Below are 24,640 nucleotides of genomic sequence, written 5' to 3'. Positions count from 1 at the left end.
CGCCCAGTAAATCAAGATGAAATCTCGTCGAAAATGCATCATTTACATGGGAACATTTAAGACACAAAAAATGGCGCAAAGGCGCGCCACTTCTTGCTCAGCAGTGTTTCAGGTGTTCAAACGTAGGCCTAGGGAAGCCATCACGAGAACGCCGGTGCTGGGACAGACTGGGTTGCGGGTACATCGCACTTGCGCGTACCGCTCGGCCCGCGCTGCGATGCGTGCCCGCGCTCGCCGCCCCACAGTCGCCAGCATCAAGACGCAGTGACGATCTTGCCGTGTTCCATCGTGATGTGGCGATTCGCAAGCCGGTCTGCCAGACCGTGATCATGCGTTGCAATCACGAGAATGCCAGCGTCGTTGACGAACTGCTCAAGACGTTCCTCCGCCTTGTGTTTGAAGTGTTCGTCGCCGACACTCATCCACTCATCCATCAGCAAAACTTCGGGCTTGATAATCGTCGAAATCGAAAAGGCGAGACGCAACGTCATCCCTGACGAATACGTCCGCACCGGCACGTTCAGGAAATCGCCAAGCTCGCTGAACTCAGCAATCTCTTCCGATAACGCTGCGATTTGCTTGGCCTTGAGGCCAAGAAAAAGCCCGCGCAGATACATGTTCTCGTAACCGGTGGACTCCAGATCCATGCCGAGCATGGAGTCCAGCAAGCTGGTGACGCGCCCCTCTACCCGAACCGATCCTTCCTCGGGGTGGTACACCCCGGCAAGCACACGCAGCAAGGTCGTTTTGCCCGCGCCGTTACCGCCAAGCAGCGCTACCCGATCGCCCTCGGCGATCTCCAGATTGATTTCGTGCAACGCCTCAACCACCGTATGGCCAGCCTTGCCGACAAATTGGCCACCCGTCGCGGCCGCCATCACTGCACGCTTGAACGACCGCTGCTTCGCATCGTAAATGGGGAAGCGTACGCTCACGTTCTCGAGAGAGATATGCATTAGAACGCTCCCGTCAAAGCCAGTATGTGACGCGATGCCGGAGCTTACCGAGCATATACAGCGCTAGTACAGTTCCAACCACCGCCATCCCCGCGGCTCGAATCCAGATAGCCGGTGCCGGCATCATGCCAAGCAATGGCTCACGCAAGAGTTCCAAAAGGTAGAAGAAGGGATTGAGGTGGATCAGATGCTGGCGCGCAGGCGATAGCTGTTCAGCCTTCCAGATAATGGGCGTCACGAAGAACATGACTTGCACCAGATTGCCGATCACCGGCTGCATGTCGCGATACCGCGTGCAAAAGATACTGGTGATGCAACCCATCCAGAACAGATTGGCCAGCACAAGCACTGCAGCAAACGGCAAAACTAACAGGCTTGCGTTCAAATGGACCGGCAAAATCGCCCAGATGACGACAAAGACGAGGATGTTATGAGCGAGGATGATCGAGTGCCGGTACATCACCCGCAGCACGAACATCGAAAGTGGCAGTTTCATTTGCCGCAGGTAGTTCGTCGAATTCGAAAATGCCTCTCCGAAGTCGCTGATCTGACCAGCAATAAAACCCCAAAAGATCAATCCAAGCGCGAGGTGAGGTATGAAGGACGCGGCGTTGTATCCAAACAGGGTCCCGTACAGCGGCCCCATGGCGCCAATCATCACCCCCATACTGATCGTCAGCCAGAACGGCCCGAGCATCGAGCGGCGATAGCGTTGACGAATATCCTGCATGCCGAGGGCGAGCCACAGTTCGCGACTGCGGAAACCGTCCCGGACGTCATTTACAGCGTTCAAATACTTCACACTCGACAACTCGAAAGATCAGCCTGCTAGGCTGTATTTGTTCAACTGTGAATGGAGCAAACAGAGCATGGCGTCATTTGCCATGCATTGAATCTGCCGCCTGCCCTAACCTGCCGCAGACGGCGACTGCGCTCCTCCGCTCATCGTTCGTTGCTGTGGGCGCAGCGAGCTTTACCACTTTGACGAACTAATCTGAAGGCTTGAAGCGGGGGATACATTGAAACTAGCTATCCCCAAATTATCGCCCGGGGAGTATCCCGCACATACACCACCTTGTCAACGCGTGGGGACTGGCGGTAACCGCCCAGATCTTTCAGACCTTTCAGCTTAACACCCGCCCGCTCCAATCGAGCAAGTGCCGCTCACATCATCCAAGCCATTCAAGAGGGCCGGAAAAGACGCAGCGCCGCGTACTGCAGCAACATGATTGTCTTCGCATCCACGATCTCGCCGCTCTCGATCATCGCCAAGGCGTCATCTATCGATAGTTCGATTACCGAAATATCCTCGCCCTCTTCCAACAGCCCGCCGCCGGGCGCGATCTTGTCTTCTGGCGTATAGGGCGCGACGAAACCATACACCGTATGGGTCACGCAACCCGGCACCATCAGCGCCTCGTACACTTTCTTTACCGAAGAGACACGATAGCCGGCCTCCTCCATGATCTCCAGGCGCACACGATCTTCCGGCGAAGCGCCGTCCAGAAAACCAGCTGCCGCTTCGAGCGTGTACCCGCTCGAACCCTGCAGGTACGCAGGCAAACGGAATTGCCGCACCAGCACAACGGTACCGCGTGCGACGTCATAGAGCAACCCAGCGGCGCCGTCGTCCACGCGGTATATCTCGTTGGTGAGCAGTTGCGTGCTGCCGTCACTACGGTCATATTCGTAGGTCAGCTTCTCCAGCCGCCGCCGCTCATTCGACAACGTTTCTCTGGCCGTCACACGGATACGCTCGCGGTCTGACATCTTCGTGCTCCTGCATCGGTTTTGAGTAAGCGGCGCACCGACGCCTGTCTGTACGGCGCTCACCGCGCCGCCATGCAAAGACGCAACGCATCGCGCCAATCCGGCGCACGAACGCCGAATGTGTCCGCAAGCTTGTCGTTCGAAAGACGGGAATTGGCCGGTCTCACGGCCGCAGTGGGATAGGAAGCGGCGGGAAGCGGCGTGACCCGAGGTTTCCCTGCCAGCTCGGACAGTTCGAAGATAGCCTGCGCGAACCCATGCCAAGACGTCTCGCCCGAAGCGGTCAAATGATAAACGCCTGAACGTGACGACCACCAGTCGCCCAAATCGCCGGCCCTTGTCCCTACCGCCTGCGCAAGCACGCTTGAAGTCAGAGCAGCAATGGTATTTGCCCACGTGGGGGCGCCATACTGATCGGCCACCACGCTCAGCTCGCTGCGCTGGGCGCCGAGGCGCAACATCGTCAACAGGAAGTTCTTGCCGCGCATGCCATACACCCAGCTCGTGCGCAGGATCAGATGATCGCAGCCGGTGTCGGCGATCGCCTCCTCGCCCGCGAGCTTGGTTCGGCCGTACACGTTTTGTGGACCCGTCGGATCGCTCTCGACATACGCACCCTGCTTCGTACCGTCGAACACGTAATCGGTGGAGTAGTGGACGAGCGCGGCGCCCACGCGCTTAGCTTCCTCGGCGAAGACGCGCGGCGCGTCGACGTTGAGCTGCGTAGCGCCCGCGACGTCGGTTTCCGCCGCATCGACCGCGGTGTACGCAGCCGGATTGACGATCAACGCCGGTTTAGTCGCGCGCACAACCTCCCGAATCTGCTGCGGGTCGCGCAAATCCAGCCGGCTGCGATCGAGCGCGACGATTTTGCCCAGCCCCTGCAAACTGCGTTGCAATTCGAAACCGACCTGACCGTTGGTGCCGGTCAGCAACACGACGCGCTGTTCGCTCATGGCTCGCCCCGTCAATCCGGCAATTCGGCGTCGGCCAGACGCGGCGCGGCGGCGTCTTTCGCGGCCAACAGTGGTTCGCCGTCGAGCGGCCATTCGATGCCGATCCGCGGATCGTTCCACAGCGTGCAGCGCTCGTGCTCGGCGAACCAGTAGTCGGTCGTCTTGTACAGGAACTCGGCCTGCTCCGACAACACCGCGAAGCCGTGTGCGAAGCCGGCCGGAATCCACATCTGCCGCTTGTTCTCCGCGCTCAGCCGCTCGCCAGCCCATTGACCGAAGGTCGGCGAACCCCTGCGGATATCGACCGCGACGTCGAACACTTCGCCCGACACGACGCGCACGAGCTTGCCCTGCGGCCGCACGAGCTGATAGTGCAAACCGCGTACGACGTTCTTCGCGGACAACGAGTGGTTGTCCTGCACGAACTCGACCTTGACACCGAGCGCTTCCGCGAATTCCTTCGCGTTGAAACTTTCGAAGAAAAACCCGCGGGCATCCGCAAACACCTTGGGTTCGATGATTTTCACTTCCGGCAGCGAGGTCGGAATAACGTTGAGCTTCATGCGAGAGGATCCAAAACGAGCTTGAGCAAATATTTACCGTAGGCGTTCTTCGCGAGAGGCCTGGCGAGCCGTTCGACCTGTTCCGCGCCGATCCAGCGCTGACGGAACGCCACTTCTTCAGGGCACGCGACCACGAGGCCCTGGCGCTTCTGCAAAGTCGCGATAAAAGTCGCCGCGTCGATCAGCGAATCGTGCGTGCCCGTATCGAGCCATGCGTAGCCGCGCCCCATCAGCTCGACGCTCAGCTTGCCGGCCTTCAGGTACGTCGAATTGACGTCGGTGATTTCGAGCTCGCCGCGCGCGGATGGTTTGATGTCGGCGGCGATGTCGCAGACGTCGCGATCGTAGAAATAAAGACCGGTGACGGCGTAGTTCGAGCGCGGCGTGAGTGGTTTTTCTTCGATCGACAGCGCGCGAAAATCCTTGTCGAACTCGACCACGCCGTATCGTTCGGGATCCTGCACGTGATACGCGAACACGGTCGCGCCGTCGGTGCGCTGGTTCGCGTGGGTGAGTTGGCTCGCGAGATCGTGGCCGTAGAAAATGTTGTCGCCGAGAATCAACGCCGATGGCTCGTTGCCGACGAACTCGCGACCGATCACGAACGCCTGCGCGAGCCCGTCCGGGGACGGCTGCACCGCGTACTGGAAGCTCATTCCCCACTGGCTGCCGTCGCCGAGCATCGCCGCGAAACGCGGCGTGTCCTCGGGCGTCGAGATAACCAGCACGTCGCGGATGCCAGCGATCATCAGCGTCGACAGCGGATAATAAATCATCGGCTTGTCGTACACCGGCAGGAGTTGCTTCGATACGACCTGCGTGATCGGGTACAGGCGAGTGCCGGAACCGCCGGCGAGAATAATGCCCTTGCGCGCCATCTCGAACCCCTTATGACCGTTGTGAGTAATTCGTCTCGACCCACTTCCGGTATTCGCCGGAAGCCACTTCGTCGACCCACATCTGATGGTCGAGATACCAACGGACCGTTTTCGCGAGTCCAGTCTCGAAGGTTTCCGCCGGCTTCCAGCCGAGTTCGCGTTCGAGCTTGCGCGCATTGATCGCGTAGCGGCGGTCGTGGCCGGGACGGTCGGTCACGTAGGTGATCTGGTCGCGGTACGAGGTGCCCGCCTTCGGACGCAATTGGTCGAGCATGTCGCACAACGTGTGCACGACGTCAAGGTTCTTCTTTTCGTTCCAGCCACCGATGTTGTACGTCTCGCCCGGCGTGCCGCGCGCGAGCACCTCGCGGATCGCACTGCAATGGTCGCCGACATACAGCCAGTCGCGCACATTCTGACCGTCGCCATACACCGGCAGCGCCTTGCCGCCGAGCGCGTTGGCGATCATGAGCGGAATCAGCTTCTCGGGGAACTGGTACGGGCCGTAGTTGTTCGAGCAGTTCGTGGTGAGCACCGGCAGGCCATACGTGTGATGGTAGGCGCGCACCAGATGGTCGGAGCCCGCCTTGGTGGCCGAATAGGGGCTATTCGGCGCGTACGGCGTGGTTTCGGAGAATTGCGGATCGGTAGCGGACAGCGAGCCGAACACTTCGTCTGTCGAGACGTGCAAGAAACGGAACGCGGCCTTGTCGGCCTCGCCGAGCGTATTCCAGTAGTTACGAGTTGCTTCCAGCAACGTGAAGGTGCCGACTACGTTGGTTTGCACAAAATCAGCCGGGCCGTGGATCGAACGATCCACATGGCTTTCAGCAGCAAAATGCAGCACGGCACGCGGCTTGTGCTCGGCGAAGAGCGCATCGAGCGCGGCGCCATCGCAGATATCGGCGCGGACGAAGACATGGCGAGGATTGCCCTGTTGCGACTTGAGCGTACCCAGATTGCCGGCGTAGGTCAGCTTGTCTACATTCAGTACCGCTTCGTCCGACGTACCGAGCCAGTCGAGCACGAAATTGGCGCCGATAAATCCCGCGCCGCCCGTTACCAGGATCATGAAATTTCCTTCTAGATGGTAGTGGCGGATCGACTCGGCCTGTTGATCCGCTCACCTCGCGTTGTGGTGTTCACTATGTGTCGACGCCCGCGGCAACCCCTGCCCCTCGCGGACAGACGCTGAAACGCCGATCTTATTAAGCCGCGATTATAAAGCCGCACCGGTCAAAACCCGAACCCTAACAACTTGAAACAGTTTGATAAAACCTGTTTCCTGTGAGGTGGCAGCAGGACAATTGGCCATAAAGGGCCACAAATTTTCCCTACGCCGCCAACATCCACCGCAACGTATCCATAAACGGAATCGCCTCAACTTTCGGCACCAGCGAGCGCAACTTGGCCGGCGACCCAGCCAGCATCTTCACGTCGGTTTGCCGCACAAATGCGGGATTGATCTGAATCTCGAGCTCATGCCCGGTCAACTCGCTCGCTGCCGACAGAATCTCCCGCAGCGTATAAGGCGTGCCGGTGCAGACATTAACCGTTTCAGCAGCGGCCTCCGATTCGAGCAAAGCCTCATAAGCGCTCGCCACATAGCGCACATCCGAAAAATCGCGCGCGACATCAATATTCCCCAGCTCGATAGCCGGTTCACGCCGCGCGAAATGCCCAACGATCTTCGGCACGAGAAAGTTCGGCGTCTGCCCGCGGCCGGTGTAATTAAACGGCCGTACGATCAGAATCGGCAGCCGGTCGAACCAGGTCCGCACCATCGTTTCCATCGCCGCCTTGCTGGCGGCATAGTGGTTCACCGGCGTGACCGGGAAGGTTTCGTCGATGGCATCGCTGGTGACATTGCCGTAAACATTCGCGCTGCTCGCAATCAACAGCTTGCGGGGCGTATGGCCGACGGCCGCACAGGCCTCCAGCAGATTCAGCGTGCCGATCACGTTGACGCGGTAAAAGTCGAGCGGATCGTTATGACCCACGAAGCTGATCGCCGCCAGATGCACGATGTAGTCGGGCCGCGCGGTTTCGATCACGCGCCGGCACGCGTCGGGCGACGTAATGTCGAGCCGCAGCCGCGTGGGCGTTTCAGGCTCGTCGCGCCCGGCCACCGTTTCGATCACGGTATGGCCGCGGCCGAGCAGATTGTCGACCAGATAGCGGCCAGTGAAGCCACTCGCCCCAGTGACGAGCGTGCGGATAGGTTGCTTCGCATGAAAAGACGACATGCTTTCTCCGTTCACGAGGGTCATCCTGTTGTGTTGCAATATCGCGTGTGCCGCCTGCCGTATCGGTTACCAACGGCTTCTGACGGCGCATGCCACGATATCTACGCATCAAACGGGCTATTATGTCACGCTAACTTGTTGCCCCGCCCAACGCGGCACGCCTAGTTCGTAACCGCGTGTATCGACCTGCACCGACTCCCTCAATGACATCCTCCACCGCTTCCGTCCCCACTTCTACTGCCCTCACGCAGCGACATCCGCTACCGCTTGCCTTCGGCGACCTGCAAGGCTGCCGCACGCCGTTCCAGCAACTGTTGGCCAAAGCCGCGCCGACTGCCGGTACGCCACTGTGGTTCGCGGGCGACCTGATCAACCGCGGGTCCGAATCGCTCGCCACGCTGCGCGACATCATTGCGCTGGGAGACCGCGCGGTGCCGGTGCTGGGCAACCACGACCTGCATCTGCTGTCGGTGTCGGCGGGAATTCGCAAATCGAAGAAAGGCGACACGATCGACGACATTCTCGCCGCGCCGGATGCCGCCGACCTGCTCGAATGGGTTCGCCACCGTCCGCTCGCGCATTTCAACAACGGCATGCTGATGGTGCATGCGGGCGTTCTGCCCCAATGGGACGCCGCCCTGACAATGGAACTCGCCGACGAATTGCAGCGGGCGCTGCGCGCGCCGAACTGGCAGGAAACGCTCGCGGGACTCTACGGCAACGAACCGAATCGCTGGACGCCCGGCATCAAGGGCATCGAGCGGCTGCGCCTGACGTGCAGCGCGTTGACGCGCATCCGCTTCTGCAATGCCGAAGGCGCGATGGATTTCAGCAGCAGCGGTGGCCTGAATTCCGCGCCGCCGGGCAGCATGCCGTGGTTTGATGTGCCGTCGCGCGAGACCGCGGACGTCACGGTGGTGTTCGGCCATTGGGCCGCGCTCGGTTTGACTTTGCGCGACAACCTGATCGGTCTGGATTCCGGCTGCGTATGGGGTGAGAAACTCTCCGCGGTGCGCCTTGCGCAAAATCCGGCGGAGCGCACGCTGACCCAGGTCGACTGCGAGACTTGCCGCGTGCCAAGCAGCGGTAACTAAGCTGCGCCGCTAAGCCGACCGGCCGGATTGATCGACCGGCTCGATCAGCGCCGGCGAGGTGTTGGAGGCGTCAGAGACACTGGGCGATAAAATTGACGCCGCGATCGCAGCGCCGGACCTCGTCATGCCGCCCTGCATCTCCCGCAACGCCATCCCGATCACCCCTTCCGCCTCCGCCGCCAGCGTGCGCCTATCCGCACCCGGCGCAAGCGGCGCGCCGACATACACGTGCGCGGTCAACGGCCCGCCGCGCAGCAGCATATTCAGCGATTCAGCCAGTGTCAAATCGTCGATATACGCAGGCGCGGTGGATTGCCGGCCCTGCGAATCTTCATACATGATGCACAGCGGCTGCACCGGCGCCGAGGCCGACACGGCGGCCTGGAACATATTCGCGTGAAACGGCAGCAGCGTCAGACCGTTTGACGTCGTCCCCTCAGGAAACACGCACATCAGTTCACCTGCGCCCAGGCGGTCGGACAGTTCGTGCATGATCCGCTTCGCGTCGCTGCGCTTCTCGCGCTGGATGAACACGGTATCCAGTTGCTGCGCCAGCCAGCCGACCACCGGCCAGTTGCGGATCTCGGCCTTCGAGACGAACGGCGTGGGCCGCCACGCGTTGATCACGTAGATGTCGATCCACGAGATGTGATTGGCGACCACCAGCGCGCCGCGGTCGAGCCGCGCGCTGTCGTTATGTACGACGAGCTGCATGCCGCAAAGACGCAGCATTTTCAGCGACCATTCGCGGTTCAGCGTGTGACGCACTTCGGCGCTAGCCTTGGGAAAGCGCGTCGCGACGATCCACATGCCGTGCAGCAGATGCGCGATGAGACGGGCCTTGCGTAACGCGAGCTTCATTGTCAGAGCTTTCCGTAACTGGGCAATGCCGCGAATATTAGCGCTGTTCGAACGCCACGTGACCGGACACGATGGTCGCCCGTACGCGCGCCGGCAGTTCGTAGCCGAGGAACGGCGTATTGTGTCCCTGGCTCTTCAGTGCACGCGGCTCGACGCGCCAATACGCATTGCGGTCGAACACGCAGAGATCGGCGACGGCGCCCACGGCGATGCGGCCCGCCGCGTCCAGCTTCAGCACGTCGGCCGGCGCCGTGGTGATGCGGTTCAGCGCCTTTGCCAACGGCACGCCCGCTTCGTCGGCCCATTTGACCGTCAGCGAGAGCAACAGCTCGAGCCCCGTCGCGCCCGGAGTGGCTTCGTCGAACGGCAGGAGCTTTTCGTCGTCGTCGACCGGCGTGTGGTCTGAGCAGATCGCGTCGATCGTGCCGTCGACGAGACCCGCGCGGATCGCTTCGCGATCGCGCTGCTGGCGCAGCGGCGGATCGAACCGGAATTGCGCGTCGAAGTAGCCGATGTCGACGTCGATCAGATGTACATGGTTCACGGTGACGTCGCACGACACCGGCAAGCCCTCGGCCTTGGCCGCGCGCATCAACTCAATGCCCGCCGCCGACGACACATGCGACAGATGCACCCGCGCCCCCGTCACGCGGACCAGCTCGAAGATCGTGTGCAGCGCGATCGTCTCAGCCGACACCGGCACGCCCGACAGCCCAAGCCGCGACGCCAGCGCGCCGCTCGCGGCCACGCCGCCACGGCCGAGATACGCATCGACTGGACGCAGCCACACGGTGTAGTCGTAGGTCTTCGCGTACTGCAACGCGCGCATCAATACCTGCGTGTCGACCACCGGCACGTCGGCCTGCGAAAAGCCGATACAACCCGCTTCGGTTAGCTCGACCATCTCGGTGATGACCTGGCCTTTCAGGCCGACGGTCAACGCGCCGAGCGGATACACATGCGCCTGGTCCAGATTGCGCGCGCGGAACTTGAGCATCTCGACGAGGCCCGGTTCATCGAGCGTCGGATCGGTGTCCGGCGGACACACGAGACTCGTCACGCCGCCCGCGAGCGCCGCGGCCATTTCGGATTCGAGCGTCGCCTTGTGTTCGTAGCCCGGTTCGCGCAAGCGCGCGGACAGGTCGACGAGGCCCGGCGCGATCGACAACCCTTTGGCGTCGATCGTATTCTCTGCGTGAAAATCAGCGGGCGCGTTGCCGATGGCGACGATCTTGCCCGCTGCGATAAAAATGTCCTGCTGCTGTTCGGTGCCCGCTGCCGGATCGATCAGCGTGCCACCTTGAATATGAATTTTCATGCGCTGCCTTATTGTGTACCTGTGTAGCCATGCGGTTTAGCCGTTATTGCCCGCGACAATCCCCATCACCGCCATACGCACCGCGATACCGAACGTCACCTGGTTCAGAATCACCGATTGCGGACCGTCGGCCACCTGCGAATCGATTTCAACGCCGCGGTTCATCGGACCAGGGTGCATCACGATCGCATCGGGCTTGGCAAGCGCGAGGCGCTCCGGCGTCAAGCCCCAGCTCTTGAAGTACTCCTGCGCCGACGGCAGCAGCGCGCCGCTCATCCGCTCGTTTTGCAGACGCAGCATGATGATCACGTCGACGTCTTTCAGGCCTTCGTCGAGGTTGTGGAATACGCGTACGCCCATCTGTTCCAGACCACCCGGCAACAGCGTGCGCGGACCGATTGCGCGCACTTCCGGCACGCCGAGCGTGGTCAGCGCATGAATGTCCGAGCGCGCGACCCGCGAATGCAGAATGTCGCCGACGATCGCCACGCGCAGATTCGTGAAGTCCTTCTTGTAGTGGCGGATCGTGTACATGTCGAGCAGACCCTGGGTCGGGTGTGCGTGACGGCCGTCACCGGCATTGATCACATGCACGTGCGGCGCGCAGTGCTGGGCGATCAGGTACGGCGCGCCGCTCGATGCATGACGCACGACAAACATGTCGGCATGCATCGCCGAGAGGTTGTTGATCGTGTCGAGCAGCGACTCACCCTTGCTTGTCGACGAAGCATTGATATTCAGATTCAGCACGTCCGCCGACAAACGCGTCGCGGCGATCTCGAAGGTCGTGCGCGTGCGCGTCGAGTTTTCGAAGAACAGGTTGAACACCGACTTGCCGCGCAACAGCGGCACCTTCTTCACTTCGCGATCCGTCACGCTGACGAACTGGTCGGCGGTATCGAGAATGTGATTGACGATCGCCTTCGGCAAGCCCTCGATCGACAACAGATGTTTGAGCTCGCCGTTTTTCGTGAGCTGCGGATTGCCCTTCAGGAAGCCATAACGGAAGCGCTCGGTGGCGCTGTCGGCTGAATTCTGGGAGGCCTGGGTGGCAGTGTTCATGATGTACGTAATTCTTGCTCAATGCGCGAAGCCGCGTTCAATCGACGCGGGGTTCGGTGTGAAAGGTGAAACGCTGATTGCCATCGGCACCGCCCGCTTCGCGGGTCAGCACAAGCGTCGCCTCGGCGGGCACCTGCACCACGCCGCCGACGAACCGCGCCGCCACCGGCAGCTCGCGTCCACCGCGATCGGCCAGCACCGCCAGTTCGACCGACGCCGGCCGGCCGTAGTCGTACAGCTCGTTTAACGCCGCGCGAACCGTGCGGCCGGTGTACAGCACGTCGTCCACGAGCACGATGTGGCGCTTGTCCACGGAAAACGGCAGCGAGGTCGGGCTTGCCTGCGAGTGCAGGCCTTTTTTCGCATAGTCGTCGCGATGCAGCGCGACATTCACCACGCCGAAGCTCGGCACGCTCAGGTCGCGCGCGAGACGCTCGGCAAGCCACGCGCCGCCGCTGTAGATGCCGGCCAGCACGACGGCGCCGTCCGGGCTGGCCAGTTCAGAGCCATAAGTCGCGCGAATCTGATCGAGGACGGCGCGATACAGCGCCTCGGCGTCAATGGAACCCATCAATTGCTGCGAGAAAAATCAGCCTTCAGGCTGGGAGGGATAGCGCACGACGCGTTGCGTCGCCCCAGTTCTCGCTCTCCTTTGGAAATTGCGCTACGAACGAATATCCATACCCGTCACCGCGCTGCATCACTGTGCAGTATCGATGTGAGATTCCTTGAATTACTTGCGCGGCGCATTGGATATTAAACGATCCACTCGCGCGAATCGCAACGCGGCCGACATATGTGCCGGTCTTTTTGCCGCGCGGCACCTTGGCGCGCACAAGGTCACCGGTCTGAAACCCGCATGCACGTTTTTGGCGCATCAGGTAGCCGCGAGGGAAACCAGATGCAGTAAGCCGCGTGCGCCGATACGCGCCTCTTCCCGTGCATCGAATCGCCAACGTTGGACGTCGCCAATCCCGTAGCATGTCAACTTCGCCTACACACGCTGCATCTAGCGCATGCGTCTTCGGTACAGAGAGATGAGCGCGATTAAACTTTGTACGACCGCCCGTGGACGGCTCGACCTGCAGCCCTGTAGCTTTGAGCGCGCCAAACAACGCCCAACGTGTCATGTTGACGGCCGCCGCGTCGCGTAGTGGTGCACGCGCATGCGCAAGAATTCGCGCCGCGCGCCTCGAGTCGTAGCGTAGGAACGTCGTTAATGGCACACTGTCCTTCTCCTGGTTGCAGCTTTTGCAGGCGAGAGTGAGATTGGAAACTCGGTTCGAGCCACCCAATGCGCGTGCCTTGATGTGATCAATCTGCAGCGGCCGGCCCGTCGCGTCGCAGTAAGCGCACTGACGTCCCCATTTCTCAAGCAGATATTCACGCAGTTCGTAGCCCGCCAAAGTGCCTTGTTGATACTCAACACCTCGGATATCGGGGTTCTCCATCGCCTGCATGTCAAAGCGGACGAGTTCAGTGCTGATCGCGACGACGGGCGCGAACCTCCGTAGGCGGTGGACCCACGCTATCGTAGTCTCGAGACGGTGACGTAGACTGGGCGCCAGCCATCCTGCCGAGCGACGGCGGTTGTTGAGACGCGCGGCGCGGTAGCGTGTCTTTCTATATCTGCGTGCGCGACGCATCGCCCGCCGCACAGTGAGCATTTTTGATATCTGCGCGCCCCGATGAATCAGATCAAAAAGATTCAGTACGGCCGCACCGCGCAGACCGTCGGAAAAAGTGAAGTCACGCACCAGCGCGATGCCGGTCACCCTGCTACCCGGGTCGAGCTTTATGCGTAGCGGCTGCACATCGCTCGTACGAATGTCGCGATCGATTATCCGAATCGTAAACGGTACGACCCGATGCACGCGCGCGCGACGGCGCACGAGCAATAAGCGAGCGCGCTTTTCTGTACACGGCATCAGTGGTTTGCCGTTTCGGTCCAATACAAAGGCAGCCAACGTATGAATCCCATAAACATCGCCCTTACGGGCCTAGTAACGCATCCATCGCTGGATGTCTCCCCTCGGCAATGTTGCGCACCGGCTATCTGCCCCGATCCGTTTCGTGCTTACCCTGTCGCGTGTCTGCAACCGTGGCTTCGAGAGGTTGGGACTGAGGAAGCATCCCAACGTCGGTCTTTAACCTATGCGCAACGTAGCGGGCTGGTTACCGCTTTGCCTGGTCAACCCGAACTCGTGTCTTTGCCTCCACAAGTTCCACCGTTATGGTGGGGCGATTGACGATCGTCGGAAAGTCCGTCTAGATATTGCTGGAGAATGATGCTGGCGGCTTCGGCGTCGAGCATGTCGGCACGGCCGTTGCCGGCGCGGATTCCCGCCTTTGCCTCGACCGACGAATAGCGCTCGTCGACCCACGTCACCGGTAGATTGAAGCGGCCGTTCAGCTGATTACCGAAGCGCTTCGAGAGTTGGGTCATTTCATGCGGCGTGCCGTCAGGGTGCATCGGCAAACCGACTACCAGCGCGTCCGGCTTCCACTCGGCGATCAGCTTGCCGATGGCCTCGAAACGATATTCGCGGCTGCGGTTCTGCACGATTACAAGCGCGCGTGCGCTGCGGGTGAGCGAGTTGCCCACCGCCACGCCGATCCGCTTTTCACCATAGTCGAACGCAAGCAGCGTCGCCTCACGTCCGGCAGACAGGCTCATGCGTGACCTGCTTCGCCCGATAGCATCGACAGCGAAATACCGAGCAGTGCGAGCGCGGCTTCCAGGCGCTCTTCGGCGGGTACGTCGAAAACGATTTTCGGGTCGGCTTCTACGGTGAGCCAGCCGTTCTTCGAAATTTCTTCTTCGAGCTGACCCGCGCCCCAGCCGGCATGGCCGAGCGTGAGCAGAAAGCGCTCCGGACCATTGCCGCTCGCAACGGCTTCGAGCACGTCTTTCGAAGTGGTCATCTCAAGGCCGCCCGGCACTGACATTGACGACGTATAGGCATTGCCACTTTTCGGATCGTGCAGCACGAAGCCGCGCTCGGTTTGCACCGGGCCGCCGAAATACACGGGCACATGGAGAAGGGGTTCGATCTCGAGCTTGAGATCGATGCGACTGAAGAGCGCTTCCAGATCGATATCGGTCGGCCGGTTGATCACGAGGCCGAGCGCACCGCGCTCACTGTGATCGCAAAGGTAGACCACCGTTCCTGAAAACGTGGGATCCGCCATGTTCGGCATGGCGATCAGGAACTGGTTGGTCAGATTGATGCGATCGGTACTCTTGGACATAGTTCGGATTTTAGCAAAGACGGTGCAGGATGGCGGGCTTTGAGCGCGAAACCGCGATGTGCGTGATGAAGTGCGCCGCGAGCCATCGACGGCGAATCAAGTTGCACTCTATCACGCACGCAGGCCTTGTCCACGGTGCGGTTAGCGGTGTTTTACGACACGCATATCGCGTGCCTCCGGGTTCGAAGCTTGCTCCTCGCTGCGGCCGGCTGTGGATGCTCACCGGCGCGCAGGACAGGCTGCTGATTGCGCAGCAGTTCAGGCGCCGCCCTGCTCGATCGCGCGCGTCAATGCGGCCAGCGCGGCGCTGCTGCCCGTCGGCGCAACGCCCGCAGCGACTTTGTGCAACATCGCGCGCAACGCCTCGGCAGCCTGCTCGAGCGTGCGCGCCGCCGGCGCACCGACGATGACGTGGGAGCGCACCGCCGGCGTCGATACGCCGGCATGCGCGCGGCGCCGCCACGCGAGCCCGAGCGCGTCGGCAACTAGCGCCACGTGGCCAAGGCCCAGCGCGCACGCGGCGGCGCCGAGCCGGTAGGCGGCGTCGCCCGCCTGCAACGCTTCGCTCGGATCGGCTTTCTCAGGCTGATCGGCCGCACGGGCGTGCTCGGTCAGCGCCGAAATCGAGGCATCCGCCGTCTGCAGGAAATCTTCATACGCATGCGCGTTGACGGTCAACACGCCCAGCTCACGCGTCAGCGTGCTGCGGGTCGCGCTGATCGCCTGTGCCTGCACCGCGCCGGCTTCCCAAAGCATTTCGGATGCCTGGGTGCCCGCGACGTGCCAATCGACCGTTAAGCCATAGTCGTGCAGCACTTCGACCTGATCGGAGTCTTCCGCCGCGGCGCCGAACAACGCGTAGTCGCGCCACAGCAGCGCCAGCGTCGCGCGCACCAGCGAACGCGGCGCGCGCTCGATGCCGCGCGCGTGATCGGCCAGCGTGAGGTTGCAGCGCGCATAGAAACGCCGCGCGTCGGCTTCTCCGGTGGCGCGGCCGCTGATACGCAGCGCCTTGGCGCAGGCTTTGGCGAGGCGCCAGAAATCGTAGGGGTCCGGGCCGGTGAGTTCGGTCAGGACGGCGTCCAGTTCGTCGAGCGCCGCGTTCGTGAACGCCAGCGCGGCACCGCTGTTATCGGGCTGCGAGCGCAACACCGGCAGCAGCGCGCGCTCATAGCGTGCCCGCAAATGGGCCAGTTGATCCGCGGACTGGGCATGCAGCGACACCGGCGGCACCGGGCGCGCGCTCAGCGCGAGGTCTTCGAAAGCGACGGTCGAACCGGGCGTGTGCTCCGACAAATGGGTACAGAGCGCACGATAGTGGTTGAACAGGGTGGGCGAGCAGGACAGCTCGTGCAGATTGTGGCGCTCGAGCGCCGCGCGGAAATCGCGCAATGCCGCGCCGAACACGGGCCGCGCGCTGTCCGCGTCAGCCGGATCACCCTCGGCGGCCAAAGGCGAAAGCCGCACCAGCGCGTCCGCGAAGCGCTGCGCGCTCAGCCAGCCGGCCTCGCGCAATGCGTGCGACGCACGCAGCAGCGCCGAAGTGCTCTCGCTGTGGTGTTCGAACGCTAGCAGCGCCTCGGCCAGCGCCAGCTCCGCGGGACGGACAGCGCCGCCGCGCGGATTCGGCAAAGCATCGAAGGAATCAGGTGCAGCGGATCGAAGAGTCATGGGCAGGCGACAGGAAGCTGACGGGCCGCCGCTTTGCGCCGCACGAAAGACTGATCGGCTAACGCGCGAACTGGCGACAGGACTATGACAGACTACCGCTGCGACACGGTGCAACCGGGGACGTTCCGCGTCGATGCGGCAGGGCTGTGTTCCGAACGCATGAACCGCGTTCAATCCGGCCGGCGCCGTCTGCAAAACGCCGCGCCGCGGGCATACGGCATGGCACTTAGCCGGAAGCCGCCGTTTGCCCCTTGAACCTCAGATCTGAACCATCTCGAAGTCTTCCTTGCGCGCTCCGCATTCCGGGCAGGTCCAGTTAATGGGAACGTCCTCCCAGCGGGTGCCCGGCGCAATGCCTTCGTCCGGCAAACCGGCTTCTTCGTCGTAAATCCAGCCGCAAATCAGGCACATCCAGCTTTGATATTCCATTCTTGTGTCGCGTCGTAGAGTCCGTGGAAACGGGAGCCATGATGGTACCGTGTTGCCGCCCCAATGCCTAGCGATCAGGAACGCGCAATCGTAGCGTGCGGCAGCCTTTGGCTATGCAGGTTGCGTCGGTTTGCTTCGCGCTTGCGAAAAACCGCCTTCACAACGGTTTAGGCCGCATAATTGAGCCGATTGCGCACTCTCTGCGCCTAAATACAGCCCCTTTTTGCAAATTTTCATGCCCAGCGATACGCCCCCGATCGTCCTCACCTTCGGCCTTTCCGATCCCACCGGCGGCTCCGGCCTGCAAGCCGATCTGATGACCCTTGCCAGCATGGGCTGCCATGGCGTCTCCGTGCTCACGGGTTATACCGTGCGCGACTCGGCAAGCTGCGACGAAGTCACCGGGCTCGACCCTGAAGTGGTCGCGACCCAGGCTCGGATGCTGCTCGAAGACATGCCGATCGCCGCGTTCAAGGTCGGCGCATGCACGCGCGCGGAAGTGGTGAGCGCGATTGCGGAGGTGGTCGCCGATTACGACGACATCCCGCTGATCCTCGCCCCCGACTTCACGCTCGACGACGAACACGTGCTCGCCGCCGACGAACTACGCGAAGCGATCGCCGACCTGCTGGCGCCGCAAACCACCTTGCTGGTCGCCGATTCGGCCACGCTGCTCGCCCTCGCCCAGCCGGACGGCGACGCCGAATCGCCAAGCCTCGACGCGGCGATCTCGCATCTGCTGTCGCAAGGTTGTGAATACATTCTGTCGACGGAAACCGGCACGCACCGGCTCGTCAATACGCTGTTCAGCGAAGACGGCCAGTTGCGCCAGGATATGTGGGACCGCGGCAGCCATCGGATCATGGGTATCACGGATACGCTCGGTTCCGCGATTGCCGCCTTGCTGGCCAATGGCCAGGAACCCGCGGAGGCCGTGCGCGAGGCGCAGGAATATCTGTATCAGGCGGTGCGCAACGCATTCCGGCCGGGAATGGGCGTGTATATGCCGGACCGCTTCTTCTGGGCCCGCAGCAGCGATGACGACACGCCGCCCGCGGCCGGCAAGGACGCGGCGCCGGGCGAGGCACGGCATTAAGATTCGAAGCGAAGCGTTTGCTGCATGAGCGGCGGGCGCGCCGCAAGCGTTTCCGCTTTGACTTTGGCCAAACAGCGCCGATAAAAAAAACCGCATTTCAGCGCCAGCCCTTCACTTGGCGTGTTGATGGCGGTGCTGTAATTCTCCAAGATGCCCCGTGAGTCATAGACTTCCAGGGCATAGTCTTGTCCGAAGATTTTTCTGGTGGCGTTGCGCCAGAACCTCCCGCCCCGCCGCCCAAGGCACCGCGTATACCACCCGCCGTGGACGGTATCCAGGTGAACTTCTATAAATCGCCACGACGCGAGAACTTCGGCCATCCGGCCTCAGCCACCCAGCCACCCGTCCGTATCGGCGCAAGGACACACCGACAGCTACCGGCGGCGACATGGTCGCCGCGACCGGGAAGGATAAACGGGCGCTACGGTGCGAGTTCTGTGGGAAGGCGGCACCGATGCGCAGCAACCTCGCCATTGCTGAGGAGATGCGGCGTATTGCGGGCTACCTTAGGCCGCTCGAGGCTGGAGAGGTGTCCTGCCCCAATTCCCAGTGCAAGTTGTTTGGCGTGCCCATGTCACTGGCGCACGACGTCAGTTACGGACAGACCGCCGCAGGCACCCTGCCCGGTGACTGTCTTGCATAATCCTTAAAACAGGGATAAATATCCCTCTATTGAGGATTTATCAGGTAATCCCTATAATGAGGACAATCATCCCTATATCAAGGATTCGCCATGAGTGTTGCCGACTTTCTCTTCACACCCGGCTTGCAACGAGTGCTTGGTGCCACGCTGCTGCAGCCTGACCGCAGTTTCACGCTACAGGAACTGCTGCGTCTGGCAGATAGTGGGCGCGGAAGCGCTCAAAAGCAGGTAGACCGACTGGTTGAGGTCGGCGTACTTCAGGAAGACGCCCGACGAGGCCGACAACGGAGCATCCGAGCGAATACCGAATTCGTCCTCTATCCAGAATTGGTTAGTATCGCGCGCAAGTCATTTGCCGTTGTGGAGCCGCTGAGAGAAGCCCTCGCGCCCTTTGCCGAACACATCGCCTCAGCGTTCGTGTTTGGCTCCGTGGCCAAGGGCACCGACAGTGGCCGAAGCGACATCGACCTGATTGTCGTCGGGAGTGCCCCCCTCCTCGAGCTATCTGGGGCCCTGCACATGGCCGAGCAAGGTCTGCTGCGCCCCGTTAACTTCTCTTTGTACGAGCCTGCTGAATGGGTAGCTCTGATAGAATCAGACCCTATTATGGCCCAGATTGCCCAAGGCCCCGCCCTGAGGATACTGTGATGCCGCGCCCAGCTGAATACGAAAACCTCATCAAGACCAAAGCCTTTGAGGCGGTCGCCCCAACGCCCGGGGCTATCGCGGGCTTCCTGCGTAATGCAGCGGACTATAAGGCCACTGCCGATGGGCTAGACCCCAGCCGACATCTGCAGGTCTTTACCTTGGCCTACGAAGGCTATTTCCAGGTGGTCCAGGCCGTCCTGGAGTTCTACGAGGTACGCACCAAATATGGCGGCCGTAACCTAGCCATCCAGCGTGTGTCCACCTCGCTGGGCGTGGACTCCCAAGAATTTGCCTTCATCACGAAGGCCCACGAGCGTCGCAATGGTACCTCTTACGTTTCACCGTTCCCCCCGGTGTCGAAGGCTGACTGAGGCCGCCACCATGCTGGGCATCTTGGCTAAGTACCTACCCGTTGCGCATATGCTGACCAGTACGCCGTGAGCCCCTATTTTTGCAGAACAGTTTTTCGCTGAGGGCTGGACATCTATCGGGTGTACTTCAACTTTTGCCTCACCAGCACGAAGGACAAAAAGACCCCGGCGATGCGGCTCGGTTTGGCCCACGCGGCCATCGACCCTCATGAAATCTTGTACTTTGCTTAGATTTTTCGACAGAAACGTTTGACTGCTCCCCTCCCTAAGGAAGGGGATTCCCACTTCACAGACGGCAACCCAACTTCATCTCAAAGAGACATGGGACTTACGCTGTCTCCATGGGCTGACGCCGCCAGTCCGGCGGCCAGAACATTGCGCGCAGCGTTGATGTCGCGATCATGGATGCTGCCGCATTCCGGGCAGGTCCATGCGCGGATATTCAGCGGCATCTTGACCACTGTATGTCCGCAATCGCAGCATCGTTTGCTTGACGGGTACCACTTGTCGATGCCGACCAACGTGCGTCCGTACCACTGCGCTTTGTACTCTAGTTGCCGGGTGAACTCGGACCAGCTTGCATCGCTGATCGACTTTGCAAGGCAACGGTTCTTCTGCATGTTGCTGACGGCAAGGCTTTCAATGGCGATCACTTGGTTTTCGTTTATCAGCCGGCTCGAAAGTTTGTGCAGGAAGTCCCTTCGGGAATCTGCCGTCCTGGCATGCATTCGTGCAACTTCGAAAGACGCATCCGGCAGATACCATGTCTCGATGCTGTGACGCGAAGCCAGAGGTATCCGGCAAAGTTGGCATCGACTTAGGTCTGACGCACTTCGCCATCCTTTCTACCGGCGAGAAGATCGCGGCCCCTAACACGTTCCGAAAGAACGAGGCCAAGCTGCAACGGCGACTAGCGAAGAAGCAATCCTGGCAAGAATCGCTTCCTGCTCGGGCGTCGGGTAGAACCGGAATCTTGGTCCCCACCCTTCAATCAACCTTGTCCCGCCTAGAAGTCCATCAACACACGAAGTGAAGGGCTGGCATTTCAGCGGGGTTTTTCTTTTGGAAAGCGCGCCTCGCGGCGCACTTCCCCATGTGTTTCGAATTGAGCCTCTAACGAGAGAGGCCCAACCGAAATTACATGTCCATGCCCATGCCGCCCATGCCGCCGGGCATACCGCCGCCCATCGCAGCGTCTTCCTTCGGCAGTTCGCAAACAGCTGCGTCGGTGGTCAACAGCAGGCCGGCGACCGAAGCTGCGTTTTGCAGCGCCGTGCGCGTCACCTTCGTCGGGTCCACGACACCTGCGTCAACCAGGTCGACGTACTCGCCGGTTGCTGCGTTGTAGCCGAAGTTACCTTGGCCAGCAGCAACAGCTGCCACCACGACGCTGGCTTCTTCGCCACCGTTCGTGACGATCTGGCGCAGCGGCTCTTCCATCGCGCGCAGCACGATCTTGATACCTGCGTCCTGATCGGCGTTAGCGCCCTTCAGACCAGCGATTGCCGTACGTGCACGGATCAGTGCGACGCCGCCGCCAGCCACGATGCCTTCTTCCACAGCTGCGCGCGTTGCGTGCAGTGCGTCTTCGACACGTGCCTTCTTTTCCTTCATTTCGACTTCGGTCGCAGCGCCAACCTTGATCACTGCAACACCGCCAGCCAGCTTGGCGACGCGTTCCTGCAGCTTTTCACGGTCGTAGTCCGACGTAGCTTCTTCGATTTGCGTGCGAACTTGCTTCACACGTGCTTCGATGGTTGCAGCTTCGCCAGCGCCGTCGATGATCGTCGTGTTTTCCTTGCCCACTTCGATACGCTTCGCTTGACCCAGTTCAGCCAGCGATGCCTTTTCGAGCGTCAGGCCGGTTTCTTCAGCGATGACTTGACCGCCGGTCAGGATCGCGATGTCTTCCAGCATGGCCTTACGACGATCGCCGAAGCCCGGAGCCTTGACAGCAACAGTCTTCAGGATGCCGCGGATGTTGTTCACAACCAGCGTAGCCAGCGCTTCGCCTTCGACGTCTTCTGCGATGATCAGCAGCGGACGGCCAGCCTTAGCGACTTGTTCCAGTACCGGCAGCAGATCGCGGATGTTCGAAACCTTCTTGTCGTGCAGCAGCACGAACGGGTTTTCGAGCACAGCAACTTGCTTGTCCGGGTTGTTGATGAAGTACGGCGACAGGTAGCCGCGGTCGAACTGCATACCTTCGACCACGTCCAGCTCGTCTTGCAGCGACTTGCCGTCTTCAACGGTGATGACGCCTTCCTTGCCAACCTTGTCCATCGCTTCAGCGATACGGTCGCCGATCGACGAATCGCTGTTCGCCGAGATCGCGCCGACTTGAGCGATTTCCTTGTTGGTCGTGCACGGCTTGCTGATCTTGCGCAGTTCTTCGATCGCGGCCGTCACAGCCTTGTCGATACCGCGCTTCAGGTCCATCGGGTTCATGCCCGATGCAACGTACTTCATGCCTTCGCGGACGATCGACTGAGCCAGAACCGTTGCGGTCGTGGTGCCGTCACCTGCGTTGTCGCTGGTCTTGGAAGCCACTTCCTTGACCATTTGCGCGCCCATGTTCTGAAGCTTGTCTTTCAGTTCGATCTCTTTCGCGACCGAAACACCATCCTTGGTGACCGTCGGGCCGCCGAAGCTGCGTTCCAGGACAACGTTGCGACCCTTCGGGCCCAGCGTGACCTTCACAGCGTTCGCGAGGATGTTCACGCCTTCAACCATCTTGGCACGGGCGGAATCACCGAATACGACGTCTTTAGCTGCCATCTTCTAACTCCTTGAATTCTTTGGGATATGACCGAAAAAAGTAGCGACCAGCGCTTACTTCTGCACCACGGCCATGATGTCTTCTTCGCGCATCACGAGCAGTTCGTTGCCGTCGACCTTGACGGTCTGGCCTGCGTACTTGCCGAACAGGACGCGGTCACCAACCTTCACGTCGAGTGCGATTTGTGCACCCTTGTCGTCACGCTTGCCCGGGCCGACTGCCAGGATTTCGCCTTGATCCGGCTTTTCCGCTGCGGCTTCGGGGATCACGATGCCCGACGCAGTCTTGGTTTCTTGATCCAGACGTTTGACGATCACGCGATCATGCAAAGGACGAAGGTTCATACATACTCCTCTCTTGATTGAGACTGAAGAACGCTGAGAAAACCCAGCTGGCAAAGCCAACCGGCGATGTTGTTAGCACTCTCGTGCAGCGAGTGCTAATTATATGGACGGGTGGTGACAAATTCAAGGAGAGATGCGCGCGGGTCGGTTGTCGATGTCGAGATTCACTTAACTTTGAACTTTGTTCACTTAAGTTTGAACTCTCGAGCTGCGCCCGGCTGCCCTCACACCATTAAATAGTATTAATAAACAATGACTTAGATTAAGCGTCAGCTGCTCAACAGTGTCGCGGACGCAGTGCAACTGCGTGGCCCTTTCCGACGACATTTGTTCGCGAGTCCCGGCGACTCACGCGAAATCCAGGGGAAAACCCCACCCCGCTCGCAATCGTCAGTCACGTTCGGGCAAATCAAAAAACATGATGCGGCCCCCAGCCACCGCCCTACCTACCTCCTCGTGTAGCGGCTCCGGGTCCAGTTGCTCAATCAATTCGTCACCGAGCAATGCGATAACAACAGCGTAAAGGTAGCCAGGCGACAAACGCGCGGCGGGCCGCTTCTGCCTCTTGCAGCAGCGGCCGCCGGCTAATTCAGTGGGTCAGTTTGCTGAGCGGCAGGCGGGTCAAATCGGATGAGCGCCAAGGCCTTCAGGACCGCCGTGCGCGAGAACAAGCCTCGGGTCGGCCATAGCTGAGCAACATACCCGCGATCTCAGGCCGTCCGGCTTTGCTTGCGCAGCACCTTGTGAACTATCCGGTGGCAATTGGCGCAGAGGCACTGCAGATCATCGAGCGTCGTTTTGTGGCCCTCTCCCATTTCGCTCACGTGAGTGGATGCTTGATGAACTTCAATGCATGCCTCCGCCTCTTCCTGCCCATAGTTCAGCGGTCCATTGGATCATGCCGCCCGTCTGCTGCGCACTGCCCGATGCGACACCTTCGGTGTGGTCCCCTCTAAGTTCTCCCGCGCAGTCCGGATGGCTTTGTCGAAGCTGCTATCCGTGGCCGCATGCCTGTTGTCAACACTGACGAGCCAACGGTCACCGCTGCAGCACCAGCGAATCCTTCGCTCTTCGAGGAGTAGCGCGAACCACCGCCAAATGGAGGCATCCTCGGCGTTGGCGGCCAAGGCCGCCGCCGCTCTGGCGTGCCCCATATAATTTAGATTGCTCACCTGTAACCTCATCGAACCTTGACCGTTCCTCGCAGTACGCTCAAGACAGCATGCCCTCGAAGTCGGGTACGACCGTGAACAGATCGCCCACCAGACCGTAATCGGCGACGCTGAAAATCGGCGCTTCCGGGTCCTTGTTGATGGCGACGATCACCTTCGAGTCCTTCATACCGGCCAGATGCTGGATTGCACCCGAGATGCCGACTGCCACATACAGTTGCGGCGCGACGATCTTGCCGGTCTGGCCGACCTGATAGTCGTTCGGCACGAAGCCTGCATCGACCGCGGCGCGCGATGCGCCCAGCGCTGCGTTCAGCTTGTCAGCCAGCGGTTCCAGAATCTTGGTGTAGTTCTCGCCGTTGCCGAGACCCCGGCCACCGGAAACGATGATCTTCGCCGAGGTCAGTTCCGGACGGTCCAGCTTCGTCACTTCGCGGCTCACGAATTGCGACAGGCCGCTGTCGGCTGCGGCTTCGATCTTCTCGACCGTTGCACTGCCACCTTCGGCCGCGACTGCGTCGAAACCGGTCG

General features: G+C 60.9%; 27 protein-coding genes. 4 read left to right on the top strand and 23 right to left on the bottom strand.

Translation table 11 applies throughout. From position 1 onward, the window contains the following. Positions 1–254 precede the first annotated feature (254 nt). The 8 genes from GNZ13_RS16155 to GNZ13_RS16120 all read right to left on the bottom strand — a co-directional run bounded on the left by GNZ13_RS16155 (position 255) and on the right by GNZ13_RS16120 (position 7,369). Complete coding sequence (locus GNZ13_RS16155; RefSeq protein ID WP_172166085.1) at positions 255–956, bottom strand: ABC transporter ATP-binding protein; 702 nt, start codon at positions 954–956, stop codon at positions 255–257. 13 nt (positions 957–969) lie between these two features. Continuing rightward, positions 970–1,758 (bottom strand): ABC transporter permease, encoded by a 789-nt coding sequence (locus tag GNZ13_RS16150; protein WP_328807234.1) that lies wholly within the window; start codon positions 1,756–1,758, stop codon positions 970–972. Between the two features lie 380 nt (positions 1,759–2,138). Next, positions 2,139–2,726: an NUDIX hydrolase gene (locus GNZ13_RS16145; protein ID WP_172166084.1), complete on the bottom strand. Its 588-nt coding sequence runs from the start codon at positions 2,724–2,726 to the stop codon at positions 2,139–2,141. Positions 2,727–2,785: 59 nt separating this feature from the next. Beyond that, positions 2,786–3,682: a dTDP-4-dehydrorhamnose reductase gene (rfbD, locus tag GNZ13_RS16140; RefSeq protein ID WP_172166083.1), complete on the bottom strand. Its 897-nt coding sequence runs from the start codon at positions 3,680–3,682 to the stop codon at positions 2,786–2,788. 11 nt (positions 3,683–3,693) lie between these two features. After that, positions 3,694–4,245, bottom strand: coding sequence for a dTDP-4-dehydrorhamnose 3,5-epimerase (gene rfbC, locus GNZ13_RS16135; RefSeq protein ID WP_172166082.1), 552 nt, complete (start codon positions 4,243–4,245; stop codon positions 3,694–3,696). Further along, entirely contained in the window at positions 4,242–5,123 is an 882-nt protein-coding gene (gene rfbA / locus GNZ13_RS16130) for a glucose-1-phosphate thymidylyltransferase RfbA (protein ID WP_172166081.1), read from the bottom strand. Before rfbA ends, rfbC begins: the two co-directional genes overlap by 4 nt. Positions 5,124–5,133: 10 nt before the next feature. Then, a complete protein-coding gene (gene rfbB / locus GNZ13_RS16125) occupies positions 5,134–6,195 on the bottom strand; it encodes a dTDP-glucose 4,6-dehydratase (protein ID WP_172166080.1) in 1,062 nt (353 codons plus the stop codon). Between the two features lie 262 nt (positions 6,196–6,457). Next, positions 6,458–7,369, bottom strand: a complete 912-nt coding sequence (locus GNZ13_RS16120) for a GDP-mannose 4,6-dehydratase (RefSeq protein WP_172166079.1) — start codon at positions 7,367–7,369, stop codon at positions 6,458–6,460. Between the two features lie 203 nt (positions 7,370–7,572). Between GNZ13_RS16120 and GNZ13_RS16115 the strand changes: the two genes are divergently transcribed. Then, the gene (locus tag GNZ13_RS16115) at positions 7,573–8,463 is read left to right on the top strand and encodes a symmetrical bis(5'-nucleosyl)-tetraphosphatase (protein ID WP_172166078.1); all 891 of its coding nucleotides are present in this window, start codon (positions 7,573–7,575) and stop codon (positions 8,461–8,463) included. 9 nt (positions 8,464–8,472) lie between these two features. Here GNZ13_RS16115 and GNZ13_RS16110 read toward each other — a convergent pair whose 3' ends face one another. The 9 genes from GNZ13_RS16110 to GNZ13_RS16070 form a co-directional block, all read right to left on the bottom strand. Beyond that, the gene (locus GNZ13_RS16110; protein ID WP_172166077.1) at positions 8,473–9,324 is read right to left on the bottom strand and encodes a lysophospholipid acyltransferase family protein; all 852 of its coding nucleotides are present in this window, start codon (positions 9,322–9,324) and stop codon (positions 8,473–8,475) included. A 37-nt stretch (positions 9,325–9,361) separates the two neighbouring features. After that, positions 9,362–10,642, bottom strand: coding sequence for a dihydroorotase (locus GNZ13_RS16105; protein WP_172166076.1), 1,281 nt, complete (start codon positions 10,640–10,642; stop codon positions 9,362–9,364). Between the two features lie 36 nt (positions 10,643–10,678). Beyond that, positions 10,679–11,704: an aspartate carbamoyltransferase catalytic subunit gene (locus tag GNZ13_RS16100; RefSeq protein ID WP_172166074.1), complete on the bottom strand. Its 1,026-nt coding sequence runs from the start codon at positions 11,702–11,704 to the stop codon at positions 10,679–10,681. Between the two features lie 37 nt (positions 11,705–11,741). Beyond that, positions 11,742–12,275: a bifunctional pyr operon transcriptional regulator/uracil phosphoribosyltransferase PyrR gene (pyrR, locus tag GNZ13_RS16095; RefSeq protein WP_172166072.1), complete on the bottom strand. Its 534-nt coding sequence runs from the start codon at positions 12,273–12,275 to the stop codon at positions 11,742–11,744. Between the two features lie 25 nt (positions 12,276–12,300). Continuing rightward, a complete protein-coding gene (iscB, locus tag GNZ13_RS16090) occupies positions 12,301–13,671 on the bottom strand; it encodes an RNA-guided endonuclease IscB (RefSeq protein WP_172166070.1) in 1,371 nt (456 codons plus the stop codon). Positions 13,672–13,895: 224 nt separating this feature from the next. After that, entirely contained in the window at positions 13,896–14,381 is a 486-nt protein-coding gene (ruvX, locus tag GNZ13_RS16085) for a Holliday junction resolvase RuvX (protein WP_172166068.1), read from the bottom strand. After that, positions 14,378–14,956: a YqgE/AlgH family protein gene (locus tag GNZ13_RS16080; protein ID WP_172166066.1), complete on the bottom strand. Its 579-nt coding sequence runs from the start codon at positions 14,954–14,956 to the stop codon at positions 14,378–14,380. The genes ruvX and GNZ13_RS16080 overlap by 4 nt, the downstream gene beginning before the upstream one ends. Before the next feature lie 258 nt (positions 14,957–15,214). Further along, the gene (locus tag GNZ13_RS16075) at positions 15,215–16,627 is read right to left on the bottom strand and encodes a hypothetical protein (RefSeq protein WP_172166064.1); all 1,413 of its coding nucleotides are present in this window, start codon (positions 16,625–16,627) and stop codon (positions 15,215–15,217) included. 258 nt (positions 16,628–16,885) lie between these two features. Next, entirely contained in the window at positions 16,886–17,056 is a 171-nt protein-coding gene (locus GNZ13_RS16070) for a rubredoxin (RefSeq protein WP_006047743.1), read from the bottom strand. Between the two features lie 235 nt (positions 17,057–17,291). Here GNZ13_RS16070 and GNZ13_RS16065 point away from each other — a divergent pair, with 235 nt between their 5' ends. Next, the gene (locus GNZ13_RS16065) at positions 17,292–18,152 is read left to right on the top strand and encodes a hydroxymethylpyrimidine/phosphomethylpyrimidine kinase (protein WP_172166062.1); all 861 of its coding nucleotides are present in this window, start codon (positions 17,292–17,294) and stop codon (positions 18,150–18,152) included. Here GNZ13_RS16065 and GNZ13_RS16060 read toward each other — a convergent pair. Next, the gene (locus GNZ13_RS16060; protein ID WP_172166060.1) at positions 18,149–18,472 is read right to left on the bottom strand and encodes a hypothetical protein; all 324 of its coding nucleotides are present in this window, start codon (positions 18,470–18,472) and stop codon (positions 18,149–18,151) included. The two genes, GNZ13_RS16065 and GNZ13_RS16060, sit on opposite strands and share 4 nt — an antisense overlap. A 413-nt stretch (positions 18,473–18,885) precedes the next feature. Between GNZ13_RS16060 and GNZ13_RS16055 the strand changes: the two genes are divergently transcribed. Together GNZ13_RS16055 and GNZ13_RS16050 are read left to right on the top strand one after the other, a co-directional pair. Then, on the top strand, positions 18,886–19,443 hold the full coding sequence (locus GNZ13_RS16055; protein ID WP_172166058.1) for a nucleotidyltransferase domain-containing protein: 558 nt from the start codon (positions 18,886–18,888) through the stop codon (positions 19,441–19,443). Further along, positions 19,443–19,814 (top strand): hypothetical protein, encoded by a 372-nt coding sequence (locus GNZ13_RS16050; protein ID WP_236002018.1) that lies wholly within the window; start codon positions 19,443–19,445, stop codon positions 19,812–19,814. Before GNZ13_RS16055 ends, GNZ13_RS16050 begins: the two co-directional genes overlap by 1 nt. Positions 19,815–20,125: 311 nt before the next feature. On the opposite strand, the gene GNZ13_RS16045 is transcribed toward GNZ13_RS16050, so the two are convergent. From GNZ13_RS16045 to GNZ13_RS16025, 5 genes are all read right to left on the bottom strand, one after another. Continuing rightward, positions 20,126–20,572, bottom strand: a complete 447-nt coding sequence (locus GNZ13_RS16045) for an RNA-guided endonuclease TnpB family protein (protein WP_407945639.1) — start codon at positions 20,570–20,572, stop codon at positions 20,126–20,128. 379 nt (positions 20,573–20,951) lie between these two features. Continuing rightward, positions 20,952–22,592, bottom strand: a complete 1,641-nt coding sequence (groL, locus tag GNZ13_RS16040; RefSeq protein WP_172166055.1) for a chaperonin GroEL — start codon at positions 22,590–22,592, stop codon at positions 20,952–20,954. A gap of 54 nt (positions 22,593–22,646) precedes the next feature. Then, on the bottom strand, positions 22,647–22,937 hold the full coding sequence (gene groES / locus GNZ13_RS16035; RefSeq protein ID WP_007178996.1) for a co-chaperone GroES: 291 nt from the start codon (positions 22,935–22,937) through the stop codon (positions 22,647–22,649). A gap of 710 nt (positions 22,938–23,647) precedes the next feature. Beyond that, positions 23,648–23,752, bottom strand: a complete 105-nt coding sequence (locus GNZ13_RS54265; protein ID WP_407945638.1) for a hypothetical protein — start codon at positions 23,750–23,752, stop codon at positions 23,648–23,650. 397 nt (positions 23,753–24,149) lie between these two features. After that, positions 24,150–24,640: electron transfer flavoprotein subunit alpha/FixB family protein (locus GNZ13_RS16025; RefSeq protein ID WP_216674868.1), on the bottom strand; the 491-nt coding region annotated here is incomplete at its 5' end.

The organism is Paraburkholderia elongata (genome assembly GCF_013177735.1).
Lineage (GTDB): Bacteria > Pseudomonadota > Gammaproteobacteria > Burkholderiales > Burkholderiaceae > Paraburkholderia > Paraburkholderia elongata.
This window is presented reverse-complemented; position numbering and strand designations above follow the sequence as displayed.

Coding starts and splice junctions, on each gene's coding strand:
- GNZ13_RS16155 (WP_172166085.1), bottom strand. CDS start 956: ATGCATATCTCTCTCGAGAACGTGAGCGTACGCTTCCCCATTTACGAT.
- GNZ13_RS16145 (WP_172166084.1), bottom strand. CDS start 2,726: ATGTCAGACCGCGAGCGTATCCGTGTGACGGCCAGAGAAACGTTGTCG.
- rfbD (WP_172166083.1), bottom strand. CDS start 3,682: ATGAGCGAACAGCGCGTCGTGTTGCTGACCGGCACCAACGGTCAGGTC.
- rfbC (WP_172166082.1), bottom strand. CDS start 4,245: ATGAAGCTCAACGTTATTCCGACCTCGCTGCCGGAAGTGAAAATCATC.
- rfbA (WP_172166081.1), bottom strand. CDS start 5,123: ATGGCGCGCAAGGGCATTATTCTCGCCGGCGGTTCCGGCACTCGCCTG.
- rfbB (WP_172166080.1), bottom strand. CDS start 6,195: ATGATCCTGGTAACGGGCGGCGCGGGATTTATCGGCGCCAATTTCGTG.
- GNZ13_RS16120 (WP_172166079.1), bottom strand. CDS start 7,369: ATGTCGTCTTTTCATGCGAAGCAACCTATCCGCACGCTCGTCACTGGG.
- GNZ13_RS16115 (WP_172166078.1), top strand. CDS start 7,573: ATGACATCCTCCACCGCTTCCGTCCCCACTTCTACTGCCCTCACGCAG.
- GNZ13_RS16110 (WP_172166077.1), bottom strand. CDS start 9,324: ATGAAGCTCGCGTTACGCAAGGCCCGTCTCATCGCGCATCTGCTGCAC.
- GNZ13_RS16105 (WP_172166076.1), bottom strand. CDS start 10,642: ATGAAAATTCATATTCAAGGTGGCACGCTGATCGATCCGGCAGCGGGC.
- GNZ13_RS16100 (WP_172166074.1), bottom strand. CDS start 11,704: ATGAACACTGCCACCCAGGCCTCCCAGAATTCAGCCGACAGCGCCACC.
- pyrR (WP_172166072.1), bottom strand. CDS start 12,275: ATGGGTTCCATTGACGCCGAGGCGCTGTATCGCGCCGTCCTCGATCAG.
- ruvX (WP_172166068.1), bottom strand. CDS start 14,381: ATGAGCCTGTCTGCCGGACGTGAGGCGACGCTGCTTGCGTTCGACTAT.
- GNZ13_RS16080 (WP_172166066.1), bottom strand. CDS start 14,956: ATGTCCAAGAGTACCGATCGCATCAATCTGACCAACCAGTTCCTGATC.
- GNZ13_RS16075 (WP_172166064.1), bottom strand. CDS start 16,627: ATGACTCTTCGATCCGCTGCACCTGATTCCTTCGATGCTTTGCCGAAT.
- GNZ13_RS16070 (WP_006047743.1), bottom strand. CDS start 17,056: ATGGAATATCAAAGCTGGATGTGCCTGATTTGCGGCTGGATTTACGAC.
- GNZ13_RS16065 (WP_172166062.1), top strand. CDS start 17,292: ATGCCCAGCGATACGCCCCCGATCGTCCTCACCTTCGGCCTTTCCGAT.
- GNZ13_RS16060 (WP_172166060.1), bottom strand. CDS start 18,472: ATGGCCGAAGTTCTCGCGTCGTGGCGATTTATAGAAGTTCACCTGGAT.
- GNZ13_RS16055 (WP_172166058.1), top strand. CDS start 18,886: ATGAGTGTTGCCGACTTTCTCTTCACACCCGGCTTGCAACGAGTGCTT.
- GNZ13_RS16050 (WP_236002018.1), top strand. CDS start 19,443: ATGCCGCGCCCAGCTGAATACGAAAACCTCATCAAGACCAAAGCCTTT.
- groL (WP_172166055.1), bottom strand. CDS start 22,592: ATGGCAGCTAAAGACGTCGTATTCGGTGATTCCGCCCGTGCCAAGATG.
- groES (WP_007178996.1), bottom strand. CDS start 22,937: ATGAACCTTCGTCCTTTGCATGATCGCGTGATCGTCAAACGTCTGGAT.
- GNZ13_RS54265 (WP_407945638.1), bottom strand. CDS start 23,752: ATGGGAGAGGGCCACAAAACGACGCTCGATGATCTGCAGTGCCTCTGC.